The sequence below is a fragment of the Mycobacterium celatum genome, from assembly GCF_002101595.1.
Lineage (GTDB): Bacteria > Actinomycetota > Actinomycetes > Mycobacteriales > Mycobacteriaceae > Mycobacterium > Mycobacterium celatum.
In genome coordinates, this window is the sequence record NZ_LQOM01000024.1 from 37,362 (window position 1) to 57,134 (window position 19,773).

The following is a 19,773-nucleotide window of genomic DNA, read 5'->3' on the forward strand; positions in this document are numbered from 1 at the left end:
CCTGTTACTCGTCGGTAGCACTGGCCTAAGGCTACCGGCAGCTAGTCCAGATCGTCGTGCGCCATCAACCGTCGGGCCGCCTCGGTGATCGAGCCCGACAGCGACGGGTAGACCACCAGCGTGCGCGCCAACTGGTTGACGGTGATGCGGTTCTGTACGGCCACGGCGATCGGCAGGATCAGCTCCGAGGCGATCGGCGCCACCACCACACCGCCAATCACCACGCCGGTGGCCTGCCGGCAGAACAGCTTGACGAAACCGTGCCGCAGCTCCGACATCTTGGCCCGCGCGTTGGTCCGCAGCGGCAGCATGATCGTGCGGGCCAGCACGGATCCGTTGTCGATGGCCGATTGCGGCACTCCGACCGCGGCGATCTCGGGCCGGGTGAACACCGCCGCGGCGACCGTGCGCAGCCGGATGGGTGTGACGGCCTCGCCAAGCGCGTGCCACATCGCGATCCGGCCCTGCATCGCCGCGACCGACGCCAGCGGCAGCAAACCTGTGCAGTCGCCGGCGGCGTAGATGCCTGGCACGGCCGTGCGTGACACCCGGTCGACGGGCAGGTAGTTGCCGCGACCGAGCTCGATGCCCACCCGGTCCAGGCCCAGGCCGGCGGTGTTGGGTGTCGACCCGATCGTCATCAGCGCATGGCTGCCCTCGACCGTGCGGCCGTCGGTCATCGTCACCAGGACACCGCCGTCGGTGCGGGTGACCGAGTCGGCGCGGGCATTCTTGACCAGCTTGACGCCGCGTTCGGCGAACGACTCCTCGAGCACCAGCGCGGCGTCGGCGTCTTCGTAGGGCAGCACCCGGTCCCGGCTGGCCACCACCGTCACCTCGACACCGAGTTCGGTGTAGGCGTTGACGAATTCGGCGCCGGTCACCCCGGAGCCGACCACTATCAGGTGGTCGGGCAGCGAGTCCAGGTCGTAGAGCTGGCGCCAGGTCAGAATGCGCTCGTCGTCGGGCTGCGCCGACGGCAGGATCCGCGGGCTCGCGCCGGTGGCGATCAGCACCACGTCGGCGTCGAGTTCGCTGGTGGCACCGTTGCCGGCGGTCACCTTGATGCAGTGCCGGGCCAGGCCCGGGCTGGTGTCGACCAGCTCGCCTTTGCCGGCGATCACCTCGACACCCATGGACAGCAGCTGCGCGGTGATGTCGGCGGACTGCTCGGCGGCCAGCGTCTTGACCCGCTGGTGGATTTCCGGCAGCGAGATCTTGGCGTCCTCGATGTCGATGTCGAAGCCGAGCCGGGCGGCGCGGCGCAGCTCGGTGCGCAGGCCGGTCGAGGCGATGAACGTCTTGGACGGCACGCAGTCGGCCAGTACGGCGGCGCCGCCGATGCCGTCGGAGTCGACGACGGTGACCGCAGCGTCGCGCGCCGCGGCGACCAGCGCCGCCTCGTAGCCGGCGGGGCCGCCGCCGATGATCACGATGCGGGTCGCCACGATCCCTAACCTAGCCCGCTGCTCGGATGACCGCCGGATCAGCAGCCGCCGGTTAAGCTTTTTCTCCGTGCCGCTCTACGCCGCGTACGGGTCGAACATGGATCCAGAGCAGATGGCGCAGCGGGCACCACACTCGCCGATGGCCGGCACCGGCTGGTTGCACGGCTGGCGGCTGACCTTCGGCGGCGAGGACATCGGCTGGGAGGGCGCGCTGGCTACCGTCGTCGAAGACCCTGGGTCCAAGGTGTTCGTCGTGCTCTACGACGTCACGCCGGCCGACGAGCAGAACCTGGACCGCTGGGAAGGGTCCGAGCTGGGCATCCACAAGAAGATCCGATGTCGGGTGGAGCGGTTGACCGGCTTTTCCACGGACGCTCCGCCTGAGCCGGTGCTGGCGTGGCTGTATGTGGTGGACGCCTGGGAGGGCGGGCTGCCGTCGGCGCACTACCTGGGTGTGATGGCCGACGCCGCCGAAATCGCCGGCGCGCCACCAGAATACGTGCACGACCTGCGCACCCGCCCGGCCCGCAACATCGGCCCCGGCCACGGCGATTGATTTTCGTGGGCGCGAGCGTGCGTGTTCCCGGCCGACACGCCAACCAAATCACCGGGTTTGCGCACGCTCGCGGGCTAGAAGGCTAGAAGGCGGCCGCCTGCTCGACGATGTTGACCATCACCCGCACCCCGATCGCCAGGGCCCGCTCGTCGAGGTCGAATGTCGGCTGGTGCAGATCCAGCTGCGGTCCGTGACCCGACCACACGCCGAGCCGGGCCATCGCCCCGGGGACTTCCTCCAGATACCAGGAGAAGTCCTCGCCGCCGCCGGACTGGCGGGTGTCGGCCAGCACGTCGGGCCCGACCGCCTCGATCGCGTGCGCCAGGATCCGCGTCGACACCTCCTCGTTGACCACCGGCGGCACCCCGCGGTGGTAGGCCAGCGTGTGCTCGATGCCGAGCGGCGCCAGCAGCGACGACACCGCCTCGCGGATGATGCCCTCCAGGCTCTGCCAGGTCTCCCGGCTGGCGGTGCGCACAGTGCCGGCCAGCACCCCGGTCTGCGGGATCGCGTTGGCCGCCACGCCGGCGTTGACCGCCCCCCACACCAGCACGGTGCTCTTGCGTGGGTCGATGCGCCGTGACAACACCCCCGGCACTCCCGTGATCAGCGTGCCGATGCCGTAGACCAGGTCGGCGGTCAGGTGCGGCCGCGAGGTGTGCCCGCCGGGCGAGTGCAGGGTGATCTCCAGCCGGTCGGCGGCCGACGTGATCGGGCCGGGTTTGACGGCGACCCGCCCGACCGCCAGCCGGGGGTCACAGTGCAGCGCGAAGATCCGGGTCACCCCGGCCAGCGCCCCGGCGGCGATCGCGTCGATCGCACCGCCGGGCATCAGCTCCTCGGCGGCTTGGAAGATCAGCCGCACGCCGACCGGCAGTTCGGGTACCGCAGCCAGCGCCAGCGCGGTGCCCAGCAGGATCGCGGTGTGCGCGTCGTGGCCGCAGGCATGCGCGACGTTGGGCATCGTCGACGCATACGGCGCGCCGGTCCGCTCGGCCATCGGCAAGGCGTCCATGTCGGCCCGCAGCGCGATCCGCGGCTCGTGGTCCGGACCGAAATCGCAGGTCAACCCCGTCCCACCGGGCAGCACCTTCGGGTTGAGCCCGGCGTCGGCCAACCGCTCGGCGACGAACTGCGTGGTGGCGAACTCCTGGCGGCCCAGCTCCGGGTAACGATGGATGTGCCGGCGCCACTCGACCAGGTCGTCGTGGTGTGCGGCCAGCCAGGATTCGGCGGCATCGATCAGGCTCATGACGCCGCCCGCAACTCGCGCGCCGCAAGCACCCGGTCGCGTTGCTCCGGCGACTCGGCGAGGTGAACCACCGTGCGCGCCAACATGATTGCGCCGTCGAGCACCGCCTGATCGGCGCTGGGCCCTGCCGCCGCGGCGGTGAAGGCGGGCTGGTGCAGGACCGCACCGTCGGCGTCGACGGCCACCAGCGGATGGATTCCCGGCAGCAGCTGGGTGACGTTGCCCATGTCGGTGCTGCCCACGGGAAGCGCCGCCTCGAGCTGTTCGTCAACCGGGGTACGCCCCAGCCGGGCCATCTCGTCGCGCATAGCGCCGGCCAGCCAGGGATCGGGCTTGAGCGCCTGATACGTCGGCTCGAAATGGCTGACGTCGTAGTCGCAGCCGGTGGCCACCGCGCCGGCCAGGAAGCAGTCGCCCGCCCGCGCTTCCAGATCGCGCAGCAGCGACGAGTCGGGGGCGCGCAGCGCATACTGCAGTTCGGTGCGCGCCGGGATGACGTTGCTGGCCTGCCCGCCGTCGGTGACGATGCCATGAACCTGCTGTCCGGGCACCAGCTGCTGGCGGAGCAACCCGATGGCGACTTGGGCGACGGTGGCGGCGTCGGCGGCGTTGACGCCGAGAAACGGCGCGGCCGACGCGTGCGCCTCCCGGCCGGCGTAGCGCACCCGGACGCCCGCCAGCGCCAGCGAGCGGGCGGCGGCAATGTCCAGCGGCCCGGGATGGATCATCACCGCGACCGCGACGTCGTCGAACACTCCGGCGTTCAGCAGCAACACTTTTCCGCCACCCGACTCCTCGGCGGGGGTGCCGATCAGCGCGACGGTCAGGCCCAGTTCATCGGCGACCTCGGCCAGCGCCAGCGCGGTGCCCACCGCCGACGCGGCGATGATGTTGTGGCCGCAGGCGTGTCCGATTTCGGGCAACGCGTCGTATTCGGCGCACACACCGACGACCAGCGGGCCGCTGCCGAAGTCGGCGCGAAACGCGGTGTCCAAACCACCGGCGGCAGCGGTGATCTCGAAACCGCGCTCGCCGACCAGCGATTGCGCCTTGGCGCAGCTGAGGTGCTCGTCGAACGCCAGCTCCGGTTCGGCGTGGATCGCGTGGGACAACGCGACCAAGTCGCTGCCACGGCGCCGCACCGCGTCCTCGACGGCGTCCAACGCGGTGGCTGTGGGCATTCTCGCAGTATCTCACCGGCTAGGCTGCGGCATTGTGACTGGTCCCGAGGCCCTTGCGCGACGGGCGGCCGAGCTCATCGCCGACGGCACCGGCGTCGCCGAACACGACGTCGCGGTCGTGCTCGGGTCGGGGTGGGCGCCGGCCGTCGCCGCGCTGGGCTCGCCGACCGCGGTGTTGCCGATGGCCGAGCTGCCCGGGTTCACTCCGCCCACCGCCGTCGGGCACACCGGTCAGGTGCTGTCGGTGCCGGTCGGTGAACACCGGGTGCTGGTGCTGGCCGGCCGCATTCACGCCTACGAGGGCCACGACCTGCTGCACGTGGTGCATCCGGTGCGAGCGGCGTGTGCGGCCGGGGCGCGCCTCGTCGTGCTGACCAACGCGGCCGGCGGGCTGCGCGACGACTTCGAGGTCGGCCAGCCGGTCCTGATCAGCGACCACCTCAACCTCACCGCGCGCTCTCCGCTGGTCGGGCCGCAGTTCGTGGACCTGGTCGACGCGTACGCGCCGCGGCTGCGCGCGCTGGCCCGCGAGGTCGATCCGGCGCTGGTGGAAGGCGTGTACGCGGGGTTGCCGGGCCCGCACTACGAGACGCCGGCCGAGATCCGGATGCTGCGGGTGCTGGGCGCCGACCTGGTGGGCATGTCGACCGTGCACGAGACGATCGCAGCCCGCGCGGCCGGCGCCGAGGTGCTGGGGGTGTCGCTGGTGACCAACCTAGCGGCCGGGATCACTGGCGAGCCGCTCAGCCACGCCGAGGTGCTGGCGGCCGGCGCGGCGTCGGCGACCCGGATGGGGTCGCTGCTGGCCGATGTGGTCGCGCGCGTGTGAACCCGCAGGAGTGGATTGCGCACGACCCCGATCCGGTGACGGCGGCCGAGCTCGCCGCCTGTGACGCCGACGAGCTGGCGGCACGGTTCGCCCGGCCGCTGAGGTTCGGCACCGCCGGTTTGCGCGGGCCGGTGCGCGGCGGTCCCGACGCCATGAACCTCGCCGTGGTGCTCCGCGCGACGTGGGCGGTGGCGCAGGTCCGCCAAGCCGGCACCGTCGTCGTCGGCCGGGACGCGCGGCACGGGTCGGCCGAGTTCGCGGTGGCAGCAGCCGAAGTCCTTGCCGCAAAGGGGTTTTCGGTGGTATTGCTGCCCGATCCCGTACCCACACCGGTGCTGGCGTTTTCGGTGCGCCATCTCGGCGCGGCCGCCGGCATCCAGATCACCGCGTCGCACAACCCGCCCGCCGACAACGGCTACAAGGTGTATTTCGACGGCGGCATCCAGATCGTCTCGCCCACCGACCGCGACATCGAAAACGCTATGGCCACAGCACCATTCGCCGACCAGATACCCAGACAGCCGGTCAAGCCGGCCGACACCGATCTCGTGGACCGTTATATAGAGCGGGCCGCGGCGGTGCGACGCTCACAGGGTTCGGTGCGGGTGGCGCTGACACCGCTGCACGGGGTGGGCGGCGCGGTGGCGGTCGAGACGTTGCGGCGTGCCGGCTTCGACGACGTGCACACGGTGGCGGCCCAGTTCGCTCCGGATCCCGGCTTCCCCACCGTCGCGTTTCCCAACCCCGAAGAGCCGGGCGCCACCGACGCGCTGCTGGCCCTGGCGGCGGACGTGGCCGCGGACGTCGCTATCGCGCTGGATCCCGACGCCGACCGCTGCGCGGTCGGGATTCGAAACCCGGACGGCTCGTGGCGGATGCTCTCCGGCGACGAAACCGGTTGGCTACTAGGCGATTACATCCTCTCTCACACCGAAAGCCCCGAGACCAGCGTGGTGGCCAGCACCGTGGTGTCCTCGCGGATGCTGGCCGCGATCGCCGCGCAGTACGGCGCGCGCCACGTCGAAACCCTGACCGGTTTCAAATGGCTGGCCCGCGCCGACGCCGACCTGCCCGGCAAAACACTGGTCTATGCCTACGAGGAGGCGATCGGGCACTGCGTCGACCCGGAAGCGGTCCGCGACAAGGACGGAATCAGCGCCGCCGTACTCGTCTGCGACCTGGTGGCATCGCTCAAGCAGCAGGGCCGTTCGCTGCTCGACATGCTCGACGACCTCGCCCGCCGGCACGGCGTGCACATGGTCGACGCCGTGTCACGACCCGTGTCCGACGCCGAGGAGGCGGCCGCCCTGATGGGCCGGCTACGCGCACGGCCACCGGGCCGGATCGCCGGATTCGCCGCGACCACAACCGATCTGCGGCCCCGCACCGACGCACTGATCTTCACGGGCGGCGACGCCGAAGCGTCGGTACGGGCGGTGGTGCGGCCGTCGGGCACCGAACCGAAACTCAAGTGCTACTTGGAGGTTCGCTGCACGGATCGCGGCCGCGCAGCCGGGTTGCTCGACGAGCTGGTGCAGCAGGTACGCCGCTGGTAGCTCAGCGCGGCCCGAACTGGCGATCTCCGGCGTCGCCGAGACCCGGCACAATGTAGGCGTTTTCGTTGAGCCGCTCGTCGACTGCGGCGGTGAACACCCGCACGAAGGTTGCTGCCTTCTCCAGCGCCGCAAGGCCTTCCGGTGCCGCCACCACGCACAGCACGGTGATATCGCGCGCGCCGCGGCGGCGCAGCAAGCCGATGGTGTGAGTCATCGATCCGCCGGTAGCCAGCATCGGGTCGAGAACCATCACCGGCTGGGCGCTCAAATCGTCGGGTAACGCTTCGAGATAGGGGACGGGCGAAAAGGTTTCCTCGTCGCGGACAACGCCGACGAAACCCACTCGGGCCTCCGGCAGCAGGGCGTGCGCCTGGTCGACCATGCCCAGTCCGGCCCGCAGCACCGGCACCAGCAGCGGCGGCGTGGCCAGCCGCGCCCCGGCTGTCTCGGCCAGCGGCGTGCGCACCGGGACTTTTTCGCACGGCGCGTCACGGGTGGCCTCGTAGACCAGCATCAGGGTCAGGTCGCGCAGCGCCGCGCGGAACGCGACGTTGTCGGTGCGCTCGTCGCGCAGTGTGGTCAGGCGGGCCGCGGCCAGCGGATGGTCAACGACACGCACTTCCACGGCAACCGACCCTAGTATTTTCGGCCAGGACACGCGTGCATTCATGTCCATCTGCGGGGAGACCAGCTCCTATACTCCCGGCATGCGCCGCCGCAGCCGGCGACACGGCAGACCACAGCGGGCCGTCAGCCTATTCGGCGTATTGGCGGTCTTGACCGCGGTGATGTCTTGGCCGCCAGCACATTTCGGGCCGACCGCGCCGCCGGTGAACACCGCCGCCGCTATTCCGACGCCCGCGCACGTCGTCGTCGTCGTGGAAGAGAACCGCTCCTACGCCAACATCATCGGCAACCCGGCTGCTCCGTACATCAACTCGCTGGCCGCCGGCGGCGCGTCGATGACCCAGTCCTTCGCCGAAGTGCATCCCAGCCAACCGAACTACTTCGCACTGTTCGCCGGCAGCACACTCGGGGTCAAGGAGAACAGCTGCCCGGTCAACGGTGGCACCACCCCGAACCTCGGTTCGCAGTTGCTTTCCACCGGACGCACTTTCGCGGGCTATGCCGAAAGCCTGCCGGCCGTCGGCTCGCCGGCCTGCAGCTCCGCCAAATATGCCCGCAAGCACGCGCCGTGGGTCAACTTCACCAACATCCCGCCCGCCTACTCGCTACCGTTCTCGGCTTTCCCGGCCAACTACGCCAGCCTGCCGACGGTCTCGTTCGTCATCCCCAACGTCGACAACGACATGCACGACGGCTCGATCGCGCAAGGCGACACCTGGCTGTACCGCAACCTGTCGCCATACGCGGAGTGGGCGAAGGCCAACAACAGCCTGCTGATCCTCACGTGGGACGAGGACGACAACAGCCAACACAACCAGATCCCGACCGTCTTCTACGGCGCCCACATCAGGCCGGGCACCTATGCCGAGCCGATCAGCCACTACAACGTGTTGTCGACGCTGGAGCAGATGTACGGACTGCCCAAGCTCGGTCTGGCCGCCCGGGCCCCGGCCATCACCGACATTTGGGCCGGCTAGCCCGCGCGGGCAGCGGAGGCGGTCGTCGTTATTCTGTGCCGATGGCTGCTGACCTCGTGCCTATCCGCCTGAGCCTGACCACCGGTGACCGCTACACCGTGTGGGCGCCCCGCTGGCGCGACGCCGGCGACGAGTGGGAGGCCTTCCTGGGCCGCGACGAAGACCTGTACGGCTTCGAAACAGTCGCCGACCTGGTTGCTTTCGTGCGGACGAACACCGACCACGACCTGGCCGACCACCCGGGCTGGCAGGAGCTCACTGAGGCCAACGCGCACAAGTTGGAACCCGCCGAGGACCAGCGATTCGACTTGATCGCGGTCGAGGAACTTCTCGCCGAAAAGCCGACCGAGGAGTCGGTCGCGGCGCTGGCGGGCACGCTGGCGATCGTGTCGTCCATCGGATCGGTGTGCGAGCTGCCGGCGGTGACGAAGTTCTTCAACGGCAACCCGACCCTGGGCACCGTCGCCGGCGGCGTCGAGCACTTCGCCGGCAAGGCGGGCCTCAAACGCTGGAACGCAATCGCCGAAATCATCGGGCGCGGCTGGGACGACGTGCTCGCCGCCGTCGACGGCATCGTCAGCACACCGGAGGTCGACGCCGCCGCATCGATGAAGGCCGCCGACGAATTGGCGGAACCGCCGGAGGAAGAACCACTGACCGACGACGAGGTCGCCGAAGAAGAACCAACTGACGACGCCGAAGAGGAAACCCGTGCGGCCGGCGACAACGCAGTCCTCGGCGGCGACGAGGACTTCTGGCTGAAGGTGGGCATCGACCCGATCCGGATCATGACCGGCGCCGGCACGTTCTACACGCTGCGCTGCTATTTCGACGACCGACCGATCTTCTTGGGCCGCAACGGGCGGATCAGCGTGTTCAGCTCCGAGCGGGCCCTGGCCCGCTATCTGGCAGACGAGCACGACCACGATCTGTCGGACCTGAGCACCTACGACGACATCCGCACCGCCGCCACCGACGGCTCCCTGCAGGTCGACATCACCGACGACAACGTCTACGTACTCACCGGGCTGGCCGACGACTTCGCCGAGGGGCCCGACGCGGTGGACAGCGACCAGCTCGAGCTGGCCGTCGAGTTTCTCCGCGACGTCGGCGACTACGCCGAGGACAACACCGTCGACAAGGCGCTGGCCACCGAACGCCCGCTGGGCCAGCTGATCGCATACGTTCTCGACCCCGGCTCGGTCGCCAAGCCCACCCCGCCGTACGCCGAGGCGGTGCGGGAGTGGGAGGAGCTGGACCGCTTCGTGGAGTCGCGGCTAAGGCGCGAGTAGCGCCGCGAGTAGGCCCGGCGAGCAGACGCAAAATCGCACGGATCCGTCCCGGATCGTGCGATTTTGCGTCTGCTCGCCGTCAGGTGCCGAGCGGCAGCAGCCGGTGATCGCGGGTGAATACCCGTCGCACCAGACCGAGCGCGACCACCACCGTGGTGACCGCGACCGAACCCAGGATCAAAAACATCACCACGGCCTGCACGAGCACGGCCTGCACCGGCGACACCCCGGCGAGAATGAGCCCGGTCATCGCGCCGGGCAGGAACACCAGCCCGGTCGCCTTGGTGGTTTCGATCTGCGGGGACAGCGCCGATCGCAGTGCGATCCGCAGATACGGCGAGGCGGCCTGCCGGTAGGGTTGCCCGAGCGCCAACCGCGCCTCGACCTCGGCGCGTTTGTCGCGCAGCTCGTCGACCAGCCGGCGGGCCACCAGCACGGTGGCCGTCATCGAGTTGCCGATCATCATCCCGGCGATCGGCACCAGGGTCTGGGGCCGCAGCGGAAATACCCGCAGCCCGAAGATCACTCCCAGCGTAACCACCGCCGCAGCGCTGAACGCGGCGACGGCCAGCGGACCCAGCCGCGGCACCTCCGGCGCGCGCCGGCGTGCGACGTCGCCTGCGTAGCCGACCATGCCCACAGTCCACGCCCACGACCACCACAGCGAGCGGCCCGGCGCGAACAGCAACGTCAGCGCGCCGCCCACCATCAGCAGCTGGGCCAGCGCGCGGGCGGCCGCCCACAGCACTTGGCGCTCCAGACCGAGCCGCTGCCACAGCGAGATCGCCGCCGCGAACGCCACCAACGCCAGCGACGTCGTCAGGCCCACCCAGCCGACTTCACCGTTCACCTCGTCACCTCCGGTCCCAGCCCGATGCAGCGGCCCCGTTCGATACGCAGCACCCGGTCGGCGATCCGCTCGACCTGCGCCGCGTCGTGAGTGACCCACAACGCCGGTATCCCGTCGTCGTGGGCCAGTTCGCGCACCGCGGCCTCGATCACTCCCGCGGCCGCGGCGTCCACTGCGGAGGTGGGCTCGTCGAGCAGCAGCACCTGCGGTCGGGCAATTAGTGTGCGGGCCAGGCACATTCGCTGCGCTTCACCGCCGGACAGCGCGGTCGCGTCGCGGTCCAGCCACGATCCGGTCAGCGCCACCCGGGTCAGGGTCTCGGCCATCTGAGACTCGGAGACCTCTGGGTCGGCGACGCGCAAATTGTCGGCCACCGTCCCCGGAAACGGGGTCGGACGCTGAAAGCACATGCCGACCCGGCGCCGCAACCACAACGGATCGATCCCGGCAATGTCCTTGCCGCAGAACGACACTCGACCGCTTGTCGGTATTTCCAGTCGATTGCACAACCGCAGCAGCGTCGACTTGCCGGAGCCGGACGGCCCGAACACCACTGTGACGCCCTGCTGCGGAACGGCGGCGGTGAATCCGTCCAGCGCGCGGATTCCGCCCCGCTCCACCACGACGTCGACGAAGTCGAACACCGAGTCGGTCGTTGCCACCGCGCTAGCCGATCAGCACAGCGAACCGCGGCTTGATCACCTCGTCGATGATCGCCAGCCGTTCGTCGAACGGAATGAACGCCGACTTCATCGCGTTGATGGTGAACCGCTCGAGGTCACTCCAGCCATAGCCGAAAGCTTCTACCAGCCGGTGCATTTCGCGGCTCATCGACGTGTCGCTCATCAGCCGGTTATCGGTGTTGATGGTCACCCGGAACCGGGCCCGGGCCAGCAGGTCGAACGGGTGCTCGGCGATGCTGGCTACCACACCGGAATGCACGTTGGAGCTGGGGCACAGCTCCAGGGGAATGCGCTTGTCCCGCAAGATCGATGCCTGCTGGCCGAGCCGCACCGTGCCGTCCTCGTCCACGTCGATGTCGTCGACGATGCGCACCCCGTGACCGAGCCGGTCGGCACTGCAGAACGCGATCGCCTCGTGAATCGACGGCAGCCCGAATGCCTCGCCGGCGTGAATCGTAAAGCGCGCGTTGTGGTCTCGCATGTATTCGAAAGCGTCCAGGTGCCGGGTCGGCGGGTAGCCGGCCTCCGCGCCGGCGATGTCGAAACCGACCACGCCCTTGTCCCGGAACCGTATCGCGAGTTCGGCGATCTCCCGGGACAGCGCGGCGTGCCGCATCGCGGTGACCAGGCAGCGCACGGTGATCGGGCGGCCCGCCGCCCCCGCCGCCTTCTCACCATCGGCGAAACCGGCCAGTACAGTGTCCACGACCTCGTCGAAGGACAGCCCGCGGTTGATGTGCAGCTCGGGGGCGAACCGTACCTCCGCGTACACGACGTTGTCGGCGGCCAGGTCCTCCACGCACTCGGTGGCGACCCGGTGCAGCGCCTCGGGCGTCTGCATCACCGCAACGGTGTGCGCGAACGGCTCGAGGTAGCGCTCCAGCGATCCGCTGTAGGACCGAGTGTGAAACCAGCGGGCGAGCTCGTCGACGTCGGTGGCGGGCAGGTCGTCGTAGCCGAGTTGCCCGGCGAGGTCCAGCACGGTGGCCGGGCGCAGCCCGCCGTCGAGGTGGTCGTGCAGCAGCGCCTTGGGTGCCCGCTGGATGGTCTCGAGGTTCAGCGGCGTCGTCATGGGGTGATCCGATCGATGATCAGGGGACGCCGGGCGGGCGGTGCGTTCCCGACGCTCCAGCCGCCGTCGAGCTCGGCCATCGCCGCCGGAAAGCGCTCCGGGGTGTCGGTGTACAGCGTGAACAGCGGCTCGCCGGCGGTCACCGGCTCCCCCGGCCGGCGGTGGATGCGCACACCGGCGCCCGGCTGCACCCGCTCACCGGGCCGGGACCTGCCCGCTCCGAGCCGCCATACCGCCATACCCACTGCCATCGCGTCGATGTCGCCCATTGTGCCGCCCCGATCGGCGGTGACGCTCTCCGAACACGCGCCGATGGGCAACGGCACCGACAAGTCACCGCCCTGCGCGGCGATGAGCGCGCGGAACCGGTCCATCGCGGTGCCGTCGCGCAGCGTCTGCGCAGGGTCGCGGCCGTCGAGCCCGGCGAGCCGCAGCATCTCGGCGGCCAGCGCCACCGTCAGCTCCACCACGTCGGGCGGTCCGCCGCCGGCCAGCACGTCCAGCGCTTCGGCGACCTCCAGCGCGTTGCCGGCTGTGCAGCCCAGCGGACGGTTCATGTCGGTCAGCAGCGCGTGCGTCGGCACGCCGTGCGCCGCACCCAGCCGAACCATGGTGTGCGCCAACTCTCGGGCCTGACTTTCCGACTTCATGAACGCGCCCGAGCCGACCTTGACGTCGAGCACCAGCGCTCCCGCGCCCTCGGCCAGTTTCTTGCTCATCACCGAACTGGCAATCAGCGGCAGCGACTCGACGGTGCCGGTGATGTCGCGCAACGCGTAGAGCTTGGCGTCGGCGGGCGCCAACCGCCCGGCCGCGAAGATTGCTGCGCCGACGTCGCGAAGTTGTTGGCGCACTTGGTTATTCGACAGGTCAGCGGTGAAGCCGGCGATGGATTCCAGCTTGTCGAGGGTGCCGCCGGTGTGTCCCAGCCCGCGGCCCGACGCCTGCGGCACCGCCGCACCGCACGCCGCGACGACCGCCACCAACGGCAGGGTGATCTTGTCGCCGACCCCGCCGGTGGAGTGCTTGTCCACGGTCACCAGGTCGCCGAAGTCCAGCCGCTCGCCCGAGGCCACCATCGCCGCGGTCCACCGCGCGGTCTCGCCGGCGTCCATGCCGCGCAGAAAAATCGCCATCAGCAGGGCCGACATCTGCTCCTCGGCGACCTCACCGCGGCTGTAGGCGTCGATCACCCAGTCGATCGCGGCGTCGGGGAGCCGGCCGCCGTCACGTTTGGTCTTGATGACCGTCGGCGCGTCGAACCTCACGGAAGGCTGTCCGGGCCGAACGCGTCGGGCAGCAGCTCCCCGAGCCGCCGCGGCCCGTCGGGGTGATCGATCAGCAGCTCAGGCCCGCCGTGCTCGAACAACACTTGCCGACAGCGCCCGCAGGGCATCAGCAGTGACCCGTCGGCGTCGACGCACACCAGCGCCAGCAGCCGGCCGCCGCCGCTCGAATGTAGGGCGCACACCACACCGCACTCGGCGCAGAGACCTAGGCCATATGAGACATTCTCCACATTGCAGCCGGTGACCACGCGGCGATCGTCGGCCAACGCGGCCGCCCCGACCCGCAGTCGTGAATACGGCGCGTAAGCGCGCCGAGCGGCTTGGATTGCTTTGTCCCGCAGGGAATTCCAGTTGATTGCATCTGCCGTCACGGCACTACCCGACATGTGTGGAATGCATTAGCGGGTCCCGTCCACTGTTGGCCAATTCACAAGGCCACCCTAGGGTTTCTGGCGAACGCCGGCAGCGGCGGCCGCGAAGTGGTTCATCCGCAGCTACAAATGGGTTTAGAGTCCACCCGACGGTTCCATGTTGGAGGCGATCGCAAGCGCGGCGAAGCCGGGCGCGGCGGGTCGCCGACCAGACAGTGAGGGGGCTGATGACGACGACGTCTGCGGCGGCGCAAGAACCGCGCGTCCGACCGCCGCGCCGGACCCTGTATCGCGGCGACCCGGGCATGTGGTCATGGGTTCTGCATCGCATCAGCGGCGCGACCATCTTCTTCTTCCTGTTCGTCCATGTTCTGGACACCGCGCTGGTGCGGGTGAGTCCGCAGACCTACAACGAGGTCATCGACACCTACAAGGCGCCGATCGTCGGGCTGATGGAACTCGGCCTGGTGGCCGCGGTGCTGTATCACGCACTCAACGGCGTGCGGGTCGTCCTGATCGACTTCTGGGCGCAAGGCCCGCGCTACCAGCGGCTGATGTTCTGGACGATCGCGATCGTCTGGCTGCTGGTGATGGTTCCGGCGACCGTCGTGGTCGGCATCCACATGGCGGGACGCTTCCTATGACCACACCCGACCTACAGCTCGGCCGCGGAGACATCGCCCCGGTGCGGCAGCGCAGCCATGACCGCCCCGCCGGGCTGGACAATCCGCGGGCACCGCGGCGGCGCTCCGGGATGCCCAACTTCGAGAAGTACGCCTGGCTGTTCATGCGGTTCTCCGGCATTGTGCTGGTGTTCTTGGCACTGGGGCACCTGTTCGTGATGCTGATGTGGGACGACGGCGTCTACCGCATCGACTTCAACTACGTGGCGCAGCGCTGGGCGTCGCCGTTCTGGCAGACCTGGGACCTGCTGCTGCTGTGGCTGGCCCAGCTGCACGGCGGCAACGGCCTGCGCACGATCATCGGCGACTACACCCGCAAGGACGCCACCCGGTTCTGGCTGAACACGCTGCTGGCGTTGTCGATGGTCTTCACGCTGGTGCTGGGCACCTATGTGCTGCTGACGTTCGACCCGAACATCTCGGGATAGGCGAGTCATGATCCAACAACATCGATACGACGTAGTGATCGTCGGCGCCGGCGGTGCCGGGATGCGGGCCGCCGTCGAGGCCGGACCCCGCGCACGCACCGCGGTGCTGACCAAGCTCTACCCCACCCGCAGCCACACCGGCGCCGCCCAGGGCGGCATGTGCGCGGCGCTGGCCAACGTCGAGGACGACAACTGGGAATGGCACACCTTCGACACCGTCAAGGGCGGCGACTATCTCGCCGACCAGGACGCGGTGGAGATCATGTGCAAGGAAGCCATCGACGCGGTGCTCGACCTGGAAAAGATGGGGATGCCGTTCAACCGCACCCCCGAGGGCCGCATCGACCAGCGCCGCTTCGGCGGCCACACCCGCGACCACGGCAAAGCGCCGGTGCGCCGGTCCTGTTACGCCGCCGACCGCACCGGTCACATGATCCTGCAGACGCTCTACCAGAACTGCGTCAAGCACGACGTGCAGTTCTTCAACGAGTTCTACGTCCTCGACCTGCTCCTTACCGAAACCGGCAGCGGCCCGGTGACTTCCGGCGTAGTCGCCTACGAGCTGGCCACCGGCGACATTCACGTCTTCCACGCCAAGGCCGTGGTGATCGCGACCGGCGGCTCGGGGCGGATGTACAAAACCACCTCCAACGCGCACACATTGACCGGCGATGGCATCGGGATCGTGTTCCGCAAGGGACTTCCGTTGGAGGACATGGAGTTTCACCAGTTCCACCCGACCGGCCTGGCCGGGCTGGGCATCCTGATCTCCGAGGCCGTGCGCGGCGAGGGCGGCCGGCTGCTCAACGGCGAGGGCGAGCGTTTCATGGAGCGCTACGCGCCGACGATCGTCGACCTGGCGCCGCGCGACATCGTCGCCCGCTCGATGGTGCGCGAAGTGCTCGAGGGCCGCGGCGCGGGCCCGAACAAGGACTACGTCTACATCGACGTACGTCACCTCGGCGAAGACGTTCTGGCCGCAAAGCTTCCCGATATCACGGAATTCGCCCGCACCTACCTCGGTGTGGACCCGGTCAACGAGCTGGTGCCCGTGTACCCGACGTGTCACTACGTGATGGGTGGCATCCCGACGACGGTCACCGGACAGGTGTTGCGTGACAACACCAATACTGTGCCGGGCTTGTACGCAGCTGGCGAGTGTGCGTGTGTTTCAGTGCACGGCGCCAACCGGCTGGGTACCAATTCGCTGTTGGATATCAACGTGTTTGGCCGCCGCGCTGGCATCGCCGCCGCCAACTACGCGCTGGGCCACGACTTCGTCGACCTGCCGCCTGAGCCCGCCGCGATGGTGGTCGGCTGGGTGGGCGACATTTTGTCCGAGCACGGCAACGAGCGCGTCGCCGACATCCGCGGCGCGTTGCAGCAGACGATGGACAACAACGCCGCGGTGTTCCGCACCGAGGAGACGCTCAAGCAGGCTTTGACCGACATCCATGCTCTGAAGGAGCGCTACTCCCGAATCACCGTGCACGACAAGGGAAAGCGGTACAACAGCGACCTGCTCGAAGCCATCGAGCTGGGCTTTTTGCTGGAGCTCGCGGAGGTCACCGTCGTCGGCGCGTTGAACCGCAAGGAATCCCGCGGCGGGCATGCCCGCGAGGACTACCCCAACCGCGACGACACCAACTACATGCGCCACACCATGGCCTACAAGCAGGGCAGCGATCTGTTGTCCGACATCCGGCTGGACTTCAAGCCCGTCGTGCAGACCCGCTACGAACCGAAGGAACGGAAGTACTGATGGCGTCAGACGAGGTTATCGAGACCGCGGAACCCGGGGACCCGCCGCTGCCGCCGGTGCCCGAGGGCGCGGTGATGGTGACCCTGAAGATCGCCCGGTTCAATCCCGAGAACCCGGACGCCGCCGGGTGGCAGAGCTTCCGGGTGCCGTGCCTGCCCAGCGACCGGCTGCTCAACCTGCTGATCTATGTCAAGAGCTACCTCGACGGGACGCTGACCTTCCGGCGGTCCTGCGCGCACGGGGTGTGCGGGTCGGATGCGATGCGGATCAACGGGGTCAACCGGTTGGCCTGCAAGGTGCTGATGCGCGACCTGCTGCCGAAAAAGCCTGGTAAGCAGCTGACCATCACGGTCGAGCCGATCCGCGGGCTGCCGGTCGAAAAGGACCTGCTGGTCGACATGGAGCCGTTCTTCGACGCCTACCGGGCGGTCAAGCCTTACCTGATCACCAGCGGCAACCCGCCAACCCGGGAGCGTATCCAGAGTCAAACGGACCGCGCCCGCTACGACGACACCACGAAATGCATTCTGTGCGCGGCGTGTACGACCAGCTGCCCGGTGTTCTGGCACGAGGGTTCGTATTTCGGGCCGGCGGCGATCGTCAACGCGCACCGCTTCATCTTCGACAGCCGCGACGAGGGTGCGGCCGAGCGCCTGGACATCCTCAACGAGGCCGACGGGGTGTGGCGCTGCCGCACTACGTTCAACTGCACTGAGGCCTGCCCCCGCGGCATCGAGGTGACCAAGGCGATCCAAGAGGTCAAGCGCGCCCTGATGTTCGCGCGCTAACTCGCCTTCTTGCGCGAGCGTGCGTGTCCCCGACCGACACTCCGTATTTGAACCTGGTTTGCGCACGCTCGCCACACCAGCTTGTGTCACACCTTGGCGGGCTGTCTCGTCTAACCGGTATGACACCGGAAACCCGTATCGAACCCGTGTCCCCGAAGAAGGCACCGCTGTGGGTCCGCGCCGCCTACCGCTACGCCAAGCGGCGGTTCGGCGAAGTGCCCGAGCCGTTCACGATCGTGGCCCATCACCCGCGACTGCTGGCCGCCAACGCAGTCCACGAGTCTCTCCTGGAACGCGGCTCGAAGGCCCTGCCGGCGAGCGTGCGTGAGCTGGCGGTGTTTTGGACCGCCCGCACCATCGGCTGCGCGTGGTGCGTCGACTTCGGCTCCATGCTGCAGCGCCTCGACGGCCTCGACGTCGAAAGGCTGAAAGAGATCGACAATTACGCGTCCTCACCGCGCTACACCGACGACGAGCGTGCCGCCATCGCCTACGCCGACGCGATGACCACCGACCCGCATTCGGTCACCGACGAGCAGGTCGCCGACCTAAGGGCCCGCTTCGGCGATGCCGGCGTCATTGAGCTGACGTATCAGATCGGTGTGGAGAACATGCGGGCGCGCATGTATTCGGCGCTGGGCATCACCGAGCAGGGCTTCAATTCCGGTGACGCGTGCCGCGTTCCGTGGGCTAACCCGCCGGCGTGATCTCGATGTAGGCCATCGGGATTCGGAGCGCTTCGCTACTCTTGTCGAGGCTGCGCTCCAGTAGCTTCATCGGCATGCTCCAGTTGGCCGCAATCACCTGGTTCGCGTGCGCATGTTCGGACTCCGGCAGGATTTTGGCAACCGCGGCGACGGCTGGGCCCTTGGGTTTGCCACGGAGGTTGCACGGCGCGACGACGACACGCGGATTGTTGCGGATCCGCTTGACCTTCCCGGTGGAGGCATCGGTCCGTACATAGATCTTCCCGTCGGCGACACCATGATTGATCGGGCTCGGCATCGCCTCGCCGGAGCGCTTGAACGTCAACAGAACAATCTGACGCGCCTTGTCGAAACCGGTGAAGTCCCTCCCCTCGGGATTCGCACCGATGTCGAAGGCGTCACGATGGCGCATCTTGTCCATCACACGGAACATCCACGCGCTCATCTTCTTGGCGGCGTTATCGGCCATCGTCGTTCTCCAATCCACATTGGGCCGCTTGTGCACGCATCGGAGAGCCGGTGAACTTGTCCGGGTTGGCGATATCCCAGATGGCGCAGACCTTTCCGTCGCGCACGGTCAGCGCAGTGATGCGGGGCATCATCTCCCAGTGCTCGCCGTCGCCAGGCGCACCCGGGGTATAGGCGCCCAGTTCGCCGTTGACCAGCGCCAGCTGATTGGCCGCGACGAACGACGGTCCGTAGCGTTGTGCCAGCCCGAACAGGAAGCGCGCCACCTTCTCGGCGCCGTGGATGACCCGGGCGGCGGTCGGCGCCTTGCCGTTGGAGTCGCCCGTGAACGCCACGTCGGGATGCAGCAAGGCGACCGCGGCGGCCATGTCGCCAGAGGCAATGGCGGCCATCAGCTTGCCCACCACTTCGTTGTGGGTCGGGTCCGGTTCTGGTGGCGGCGCGTCGGCGACGGCCTTGCGCGCCCGCGACGCCAACTGCCGCGCGGCCGCCGCACTGGTGCCCAGCACCTCGGCGACTTCGGAGAACGGGACGGAGAACCCGTCGTGCAGCACGAATGCCACCCGCTGATCGGGGGAAAGCCGCTCCAGCACCACCATCGCGGCAAACCGTGCGTCCTCTCCGGCGATGACGGCCGCCAGCGGATCGGCCGCCTCGAAGCCGGTCACCACGGGCTCGGGCAGCCATTCACCGATGTAGGTCTCGCGACGACGCGCCGCCGACCGCAGCCGGTCCAGGCCGAGCCGGCTCACCACTGTTGTCAACCACGCTCGCAGATCGGCGATCTCGGTCTCGACGCTGTCCCAGCGCAGCCAGGCTTCCTGCACGATGTCCTCGGCGTCGGCGAACGTGCCCGTCAGCCGGTAGGCGACGGCCAGCAGTTGGGGACGCAAGGTTTCGAATTCGCTGACCTGCTCCGTGGAGGTCATGGCCCGAGCGTAACGTTCCCAGGCA

20 protein-coding genes and 1 pseudogene are annotated in these 19,773 nt (G+C 68.8%); 10 read left to right on the forward strand and 11 right to left on the reverse strand.

Features of this window, described 5'->3' with window-relative positions; translation table 11 throughout:
* Window positions 1–41: 41 nt before the first annotated feature.
* Window positions 42–1,448 (reverse strand): NAD(P)H-quinone dehydrogenase, encoded by a 1,407-nt coding sequence (locus tag AWB95_RS08105; RefSeq protein WP_085167969.1) that lies wholly within the window; start codon window positions 1,446–1,448, stop codon window positions 42–44.
* Between the two features lie 67 nt (window positions 1,449–1,515).
* Here AWB95_RS08105 and AWB95_RS08110 point away from each other — a divergent pair, with 67 nt between their 5' ends.
* Window positions 1,516–2,004, forward strand: coding sequence for a gamma-glutamylcyclotransferase family protein (locus tag AWB95_RS08110; RefSeq protein ID WP_085167971.1), 489 nt, complete (start codon window positions 1,516–1,518; stop codon window positions 2,002–2,004).
* Window positions 2,005–2,086: 82 nt separating this feature from the next.
* Here the strand turns inward: AWB95_RS08110 and AWB95_RS08115 are convergent, their stop codons facing one another.
* On the reverse strand, window positions 2,087–3,256 hold the full coding sequence (locus tag AWB95_RS08115) for an amidohydrolase (RefSeq protein WP_085167973.1): 1,170 nt from the start codon (window positions 3,254–3,256) through the stop codon (window positions 2,087–2,089).
* Window positions 3,253–4,437 carry a M20 family metallopeptidase gene (locus AWB95_RS08120; RefSeq protein ID WP_085167975.1) on the reverse strand — a complete coding sequence of 395 codons (1,185 nt, stop codon included), beginning with the start codon at window positions 4,435–4,437 and terminating at the stop codon, window positions 3,253–3,255. Before AWB95_RS08120 ends, AWB95_RS08115 begins: the two co-directional genes overlap by 4 nt.
* A gap of 34 nt (window positions 4,438–4,471) precedes the next feature.
* On the opposite strand from AWB95_RS08120, the gene AWB95_RS08125 reads away from it, so the two are divergent.
* Both AWB95_RS08125 and AWB95_RS08130 read left to right on the forward strand, forming a co-directional pair.
* Complete coding sequence (locus AWB95_RS08125; RefSeq protein WP_085167977.1) at window positions 4,472–5,266, forward strand: purine-nucleoside phosphorylase; 795 nt, start codon at window positions 4,472–4,474, stop codon at window positions 5,264–5,266.
* Window positions 5,263–6,822, forward strand: coding sequence for a phospho-sugar mutase (locus tag AWB95_RS08130; protein ID WP_085167979.1), 1,560 nt, complete (start codon window positions 5,263–5,265; stop codon window positions 6,820–6,822). The genes AWB95_RS08125 and AWB95_RS08130 overlap by 4 nt, the downstream gene beginning before the upstream one ends.
* 1 nt (window position 6,823) lies before the next feature.
* On the opposite strand, the gene upp is transcribed toward AWB95_RS08130, so the two are convergent.
* Complete coding sequence (gene upp, locus AWB95_RS08135) at window positions 6,824–7,447, reverse strand: uracil phosphoribosyltransferase (protein ID WP_062541135.1); 624 nt, start codon at window positions 7,445–7,447, stop codon at window positions 6,824–6,826.
* Window positions 7,448–7,529: 82 nt separating this feature from the next.
* Here upp and AWB95_RS08140 point away from each other — a divergent pair, with 82 nt between their 5' ends.
* Together AWB95_RS08140 and satS are read left to right on the forward strand one after the other, a co-directional pair.
* Window positions 7,530–8,426, forward strand: coding sequence for an alkaline phosphatase family protein (locus tag AWB95_RS08140; protein ID WP_084707259.1), 897 nt, complete (start codon window positions 7,530–7,532; stop codon window positions 8,424–8,426).
* A 41-nt stretch (window positions 8,427–8,467) separates the two neighbouring features.
* Window positions 8,468–9,718, forward strand: coding sequence for a protein export chaperone SatS (gene satS, locus AWB95_RS08145; protein WP_062541136.1), 1,251 nt, complete (start codon window positions 8,468–8,470; stop codon window positions 9,716–9,718).
* A gap of 79 nt (window positions 9,719–9,797) precedes the next feature.
* Here satS and AWB95_RS08150 read toward each other — a convergent pair whose 3' ends face one another.
* The 5 genes from AWB95_RS08150 to AWB95_RS08170 are packed head-to-tail and all read right to left on the reverse strand — an operon-like array spanning window position 9,798 to window position 13,968.
* Entirely contained in the window at window positions 9,798–10,568 is a 771-nt protein-coding gene (locus tag AWB95_RS08150; protein ID WP_085167981.1) for an ABC transporter permease, read from the reverse strand.
* The gene (locus tag AWB95_RS08155) at window positions 10,565–11,230 is read right to left on the reverse strand and encodes an ABC transporter ATP-binding protein (RefSeq protein WP_085167983.1); all 666 of its coding nucleotides are present in this window, start codon (window positions 11,228–11,230) and stop codon (window positions 10,565–10,567) included. Before AWB95_RS08155 ends, AWB95_RS08150 begins: the two co-directional genes overlap by 4 nt.
* Before the next feature lie 4 nt (window positions 11,231–11,234).
* Entirely contained in the window at window positions 11,235–12,323 is a 1,089-nt protein-coding gene (locus AWB95_RS08160) for an adenosine deaminase (RefSeq protein ID WP_062541222.1), read from the reverse strand.
* Entirely contained in the window at window positions 12,320–13,591 is a 1,272-nt protein-coding gene (locus AWB95_RS08165; RefSeq protein ID WP_062541223.1) for a thymidine phosphorylase, read from the reverse strand. The genes AWB95_RS08160 and AWB95_RS08165 overlap by 4 nt, the downstream gene beginning before the upstream one ends.
* Window positions 13,588–13,968, reverse strand: a complete 381-nt coding sequence (locus tag AWB95_RS08170) for a cytidine deaminase (protein WP_373280803.1) — start codon at window positions 13,966–13,968, stop codon at window positions 13,588–13,590. Before AWB95_RS08170 ends, AWB95_RS08165 begins: the two co-directional genes overlap by 4 nt.
* 320 nt (window positions 13,969–14,288) lie before the next feature.
* On the opposite strand from AWB95_RS08170, the gene sdhC reads away from it, so the two are divergent.
* The 5 genes and pseudogenes from sdhC to AWB95_RS08195 form a co-directional block, all read left to right on the forward strand.
* Window positions 14,289–14,627 (forward strand): succinate dehydrogenase, cytochrome b556 subunit, encoded by a 339-nt coding sequence (gene sdhC / locus AWB95_RS08175; protein WP_062541232.1) that lies wholly within the window; start codon window positions 14,289–14,291, stop codon window positions 14,625–14,627.
* Window positions 14,624–15,094 (forward strand): succinate dehydrogenase hydrophobic membrane anchor subunit, encoded by a 471-nt coding sequence (locus tag AWB95_RS08180; protein ID WP_062541225.1) that lies wholly within the window; start codon window positions 14,624–14,626, stop codon window positions 15,092–15,094. The genes sdhC and AWB95_RS08180 overlap by 4 nt, the downstream gene beginning before the upstream one ends.
* Window positions 15,095–15,101: 7 nt before the next feature.
* Window positions 15,102–16,856 (forward strand): succinate dehydrogenase flavoprotein subunit, encoded by a 1,755-nt coding sequence (sdhA, locus tag AWB95_RS08185; protein ID WP_062541226.1) that lies wholly within the window; start codon window positions 15,102–15,104, stop codon window positions 16,854–16,856.
* Window positions 16,856–17,644 carry a succinate dehydrogenase iron-sulfur subunit gene (locus AWB95_RS08190; RefSeq protein ID WP_062541227.1) on the forward strand — a complete coding sequence of 263 codons (789 nt, stop codon included), beginning with the start codon at window positions 16,856–16,858 and terminating at the stop codon, window positions 17,642–17,644. The genes sdhA and AWB95_RS08190 overlap by 1 nt, the downstream gene beginning before the upstream one ends.
* 83 nt (window positions 17,645–17,727) lie before the next feature.
* Window positions 17,728–18,351: pseudogene (locus AWB95_RS08195) on the forward strand (carboxymuconolactone decarboxylase family protein); the annotation flags it as partial.
* Here AWB95_RS08195 and AWB95_RS08200 read toward each other — a convergent pair.
* Both AWB95_RS08200 and AWB95_RS08205 read right to left on the reverse strand, forming a co-directional pair.
* The gene (locus tag AWB95_RS08200) at window positions 18,335–18,820 is read right to left on the reverse strand and encodes a PPOX class F420-dependent oxidoreductase (protein ID WP_062541229.1); all 486 of its coding nucleotides are present in this window, start codon (window positions 18,818–18,820) and stop codon (window positions 18,335–18,337) included. The pseudogene AWB95_RS08195 and the gene AWB95_RS08200 overlap by 17 nt on opposite strands.
* Window positions 18,810–19,748, reverse strand: coding sequence for a sigma-70 family RNA polymerase sigma factor (locus AWB95_RS08205; RefSeq protein ID WP_062541230.1), 939 nt, complete (start codon window positions 19,746–19,748; stop codon window positions 18,810–18,812). The genes AWB95_RS08200 and AWB95_RS08205 overlap by 11 nt, the downstream gene beginning before the upstream one ends.
* Window positions 19,749–19,773: the final 25 nt, after the last annotated feature.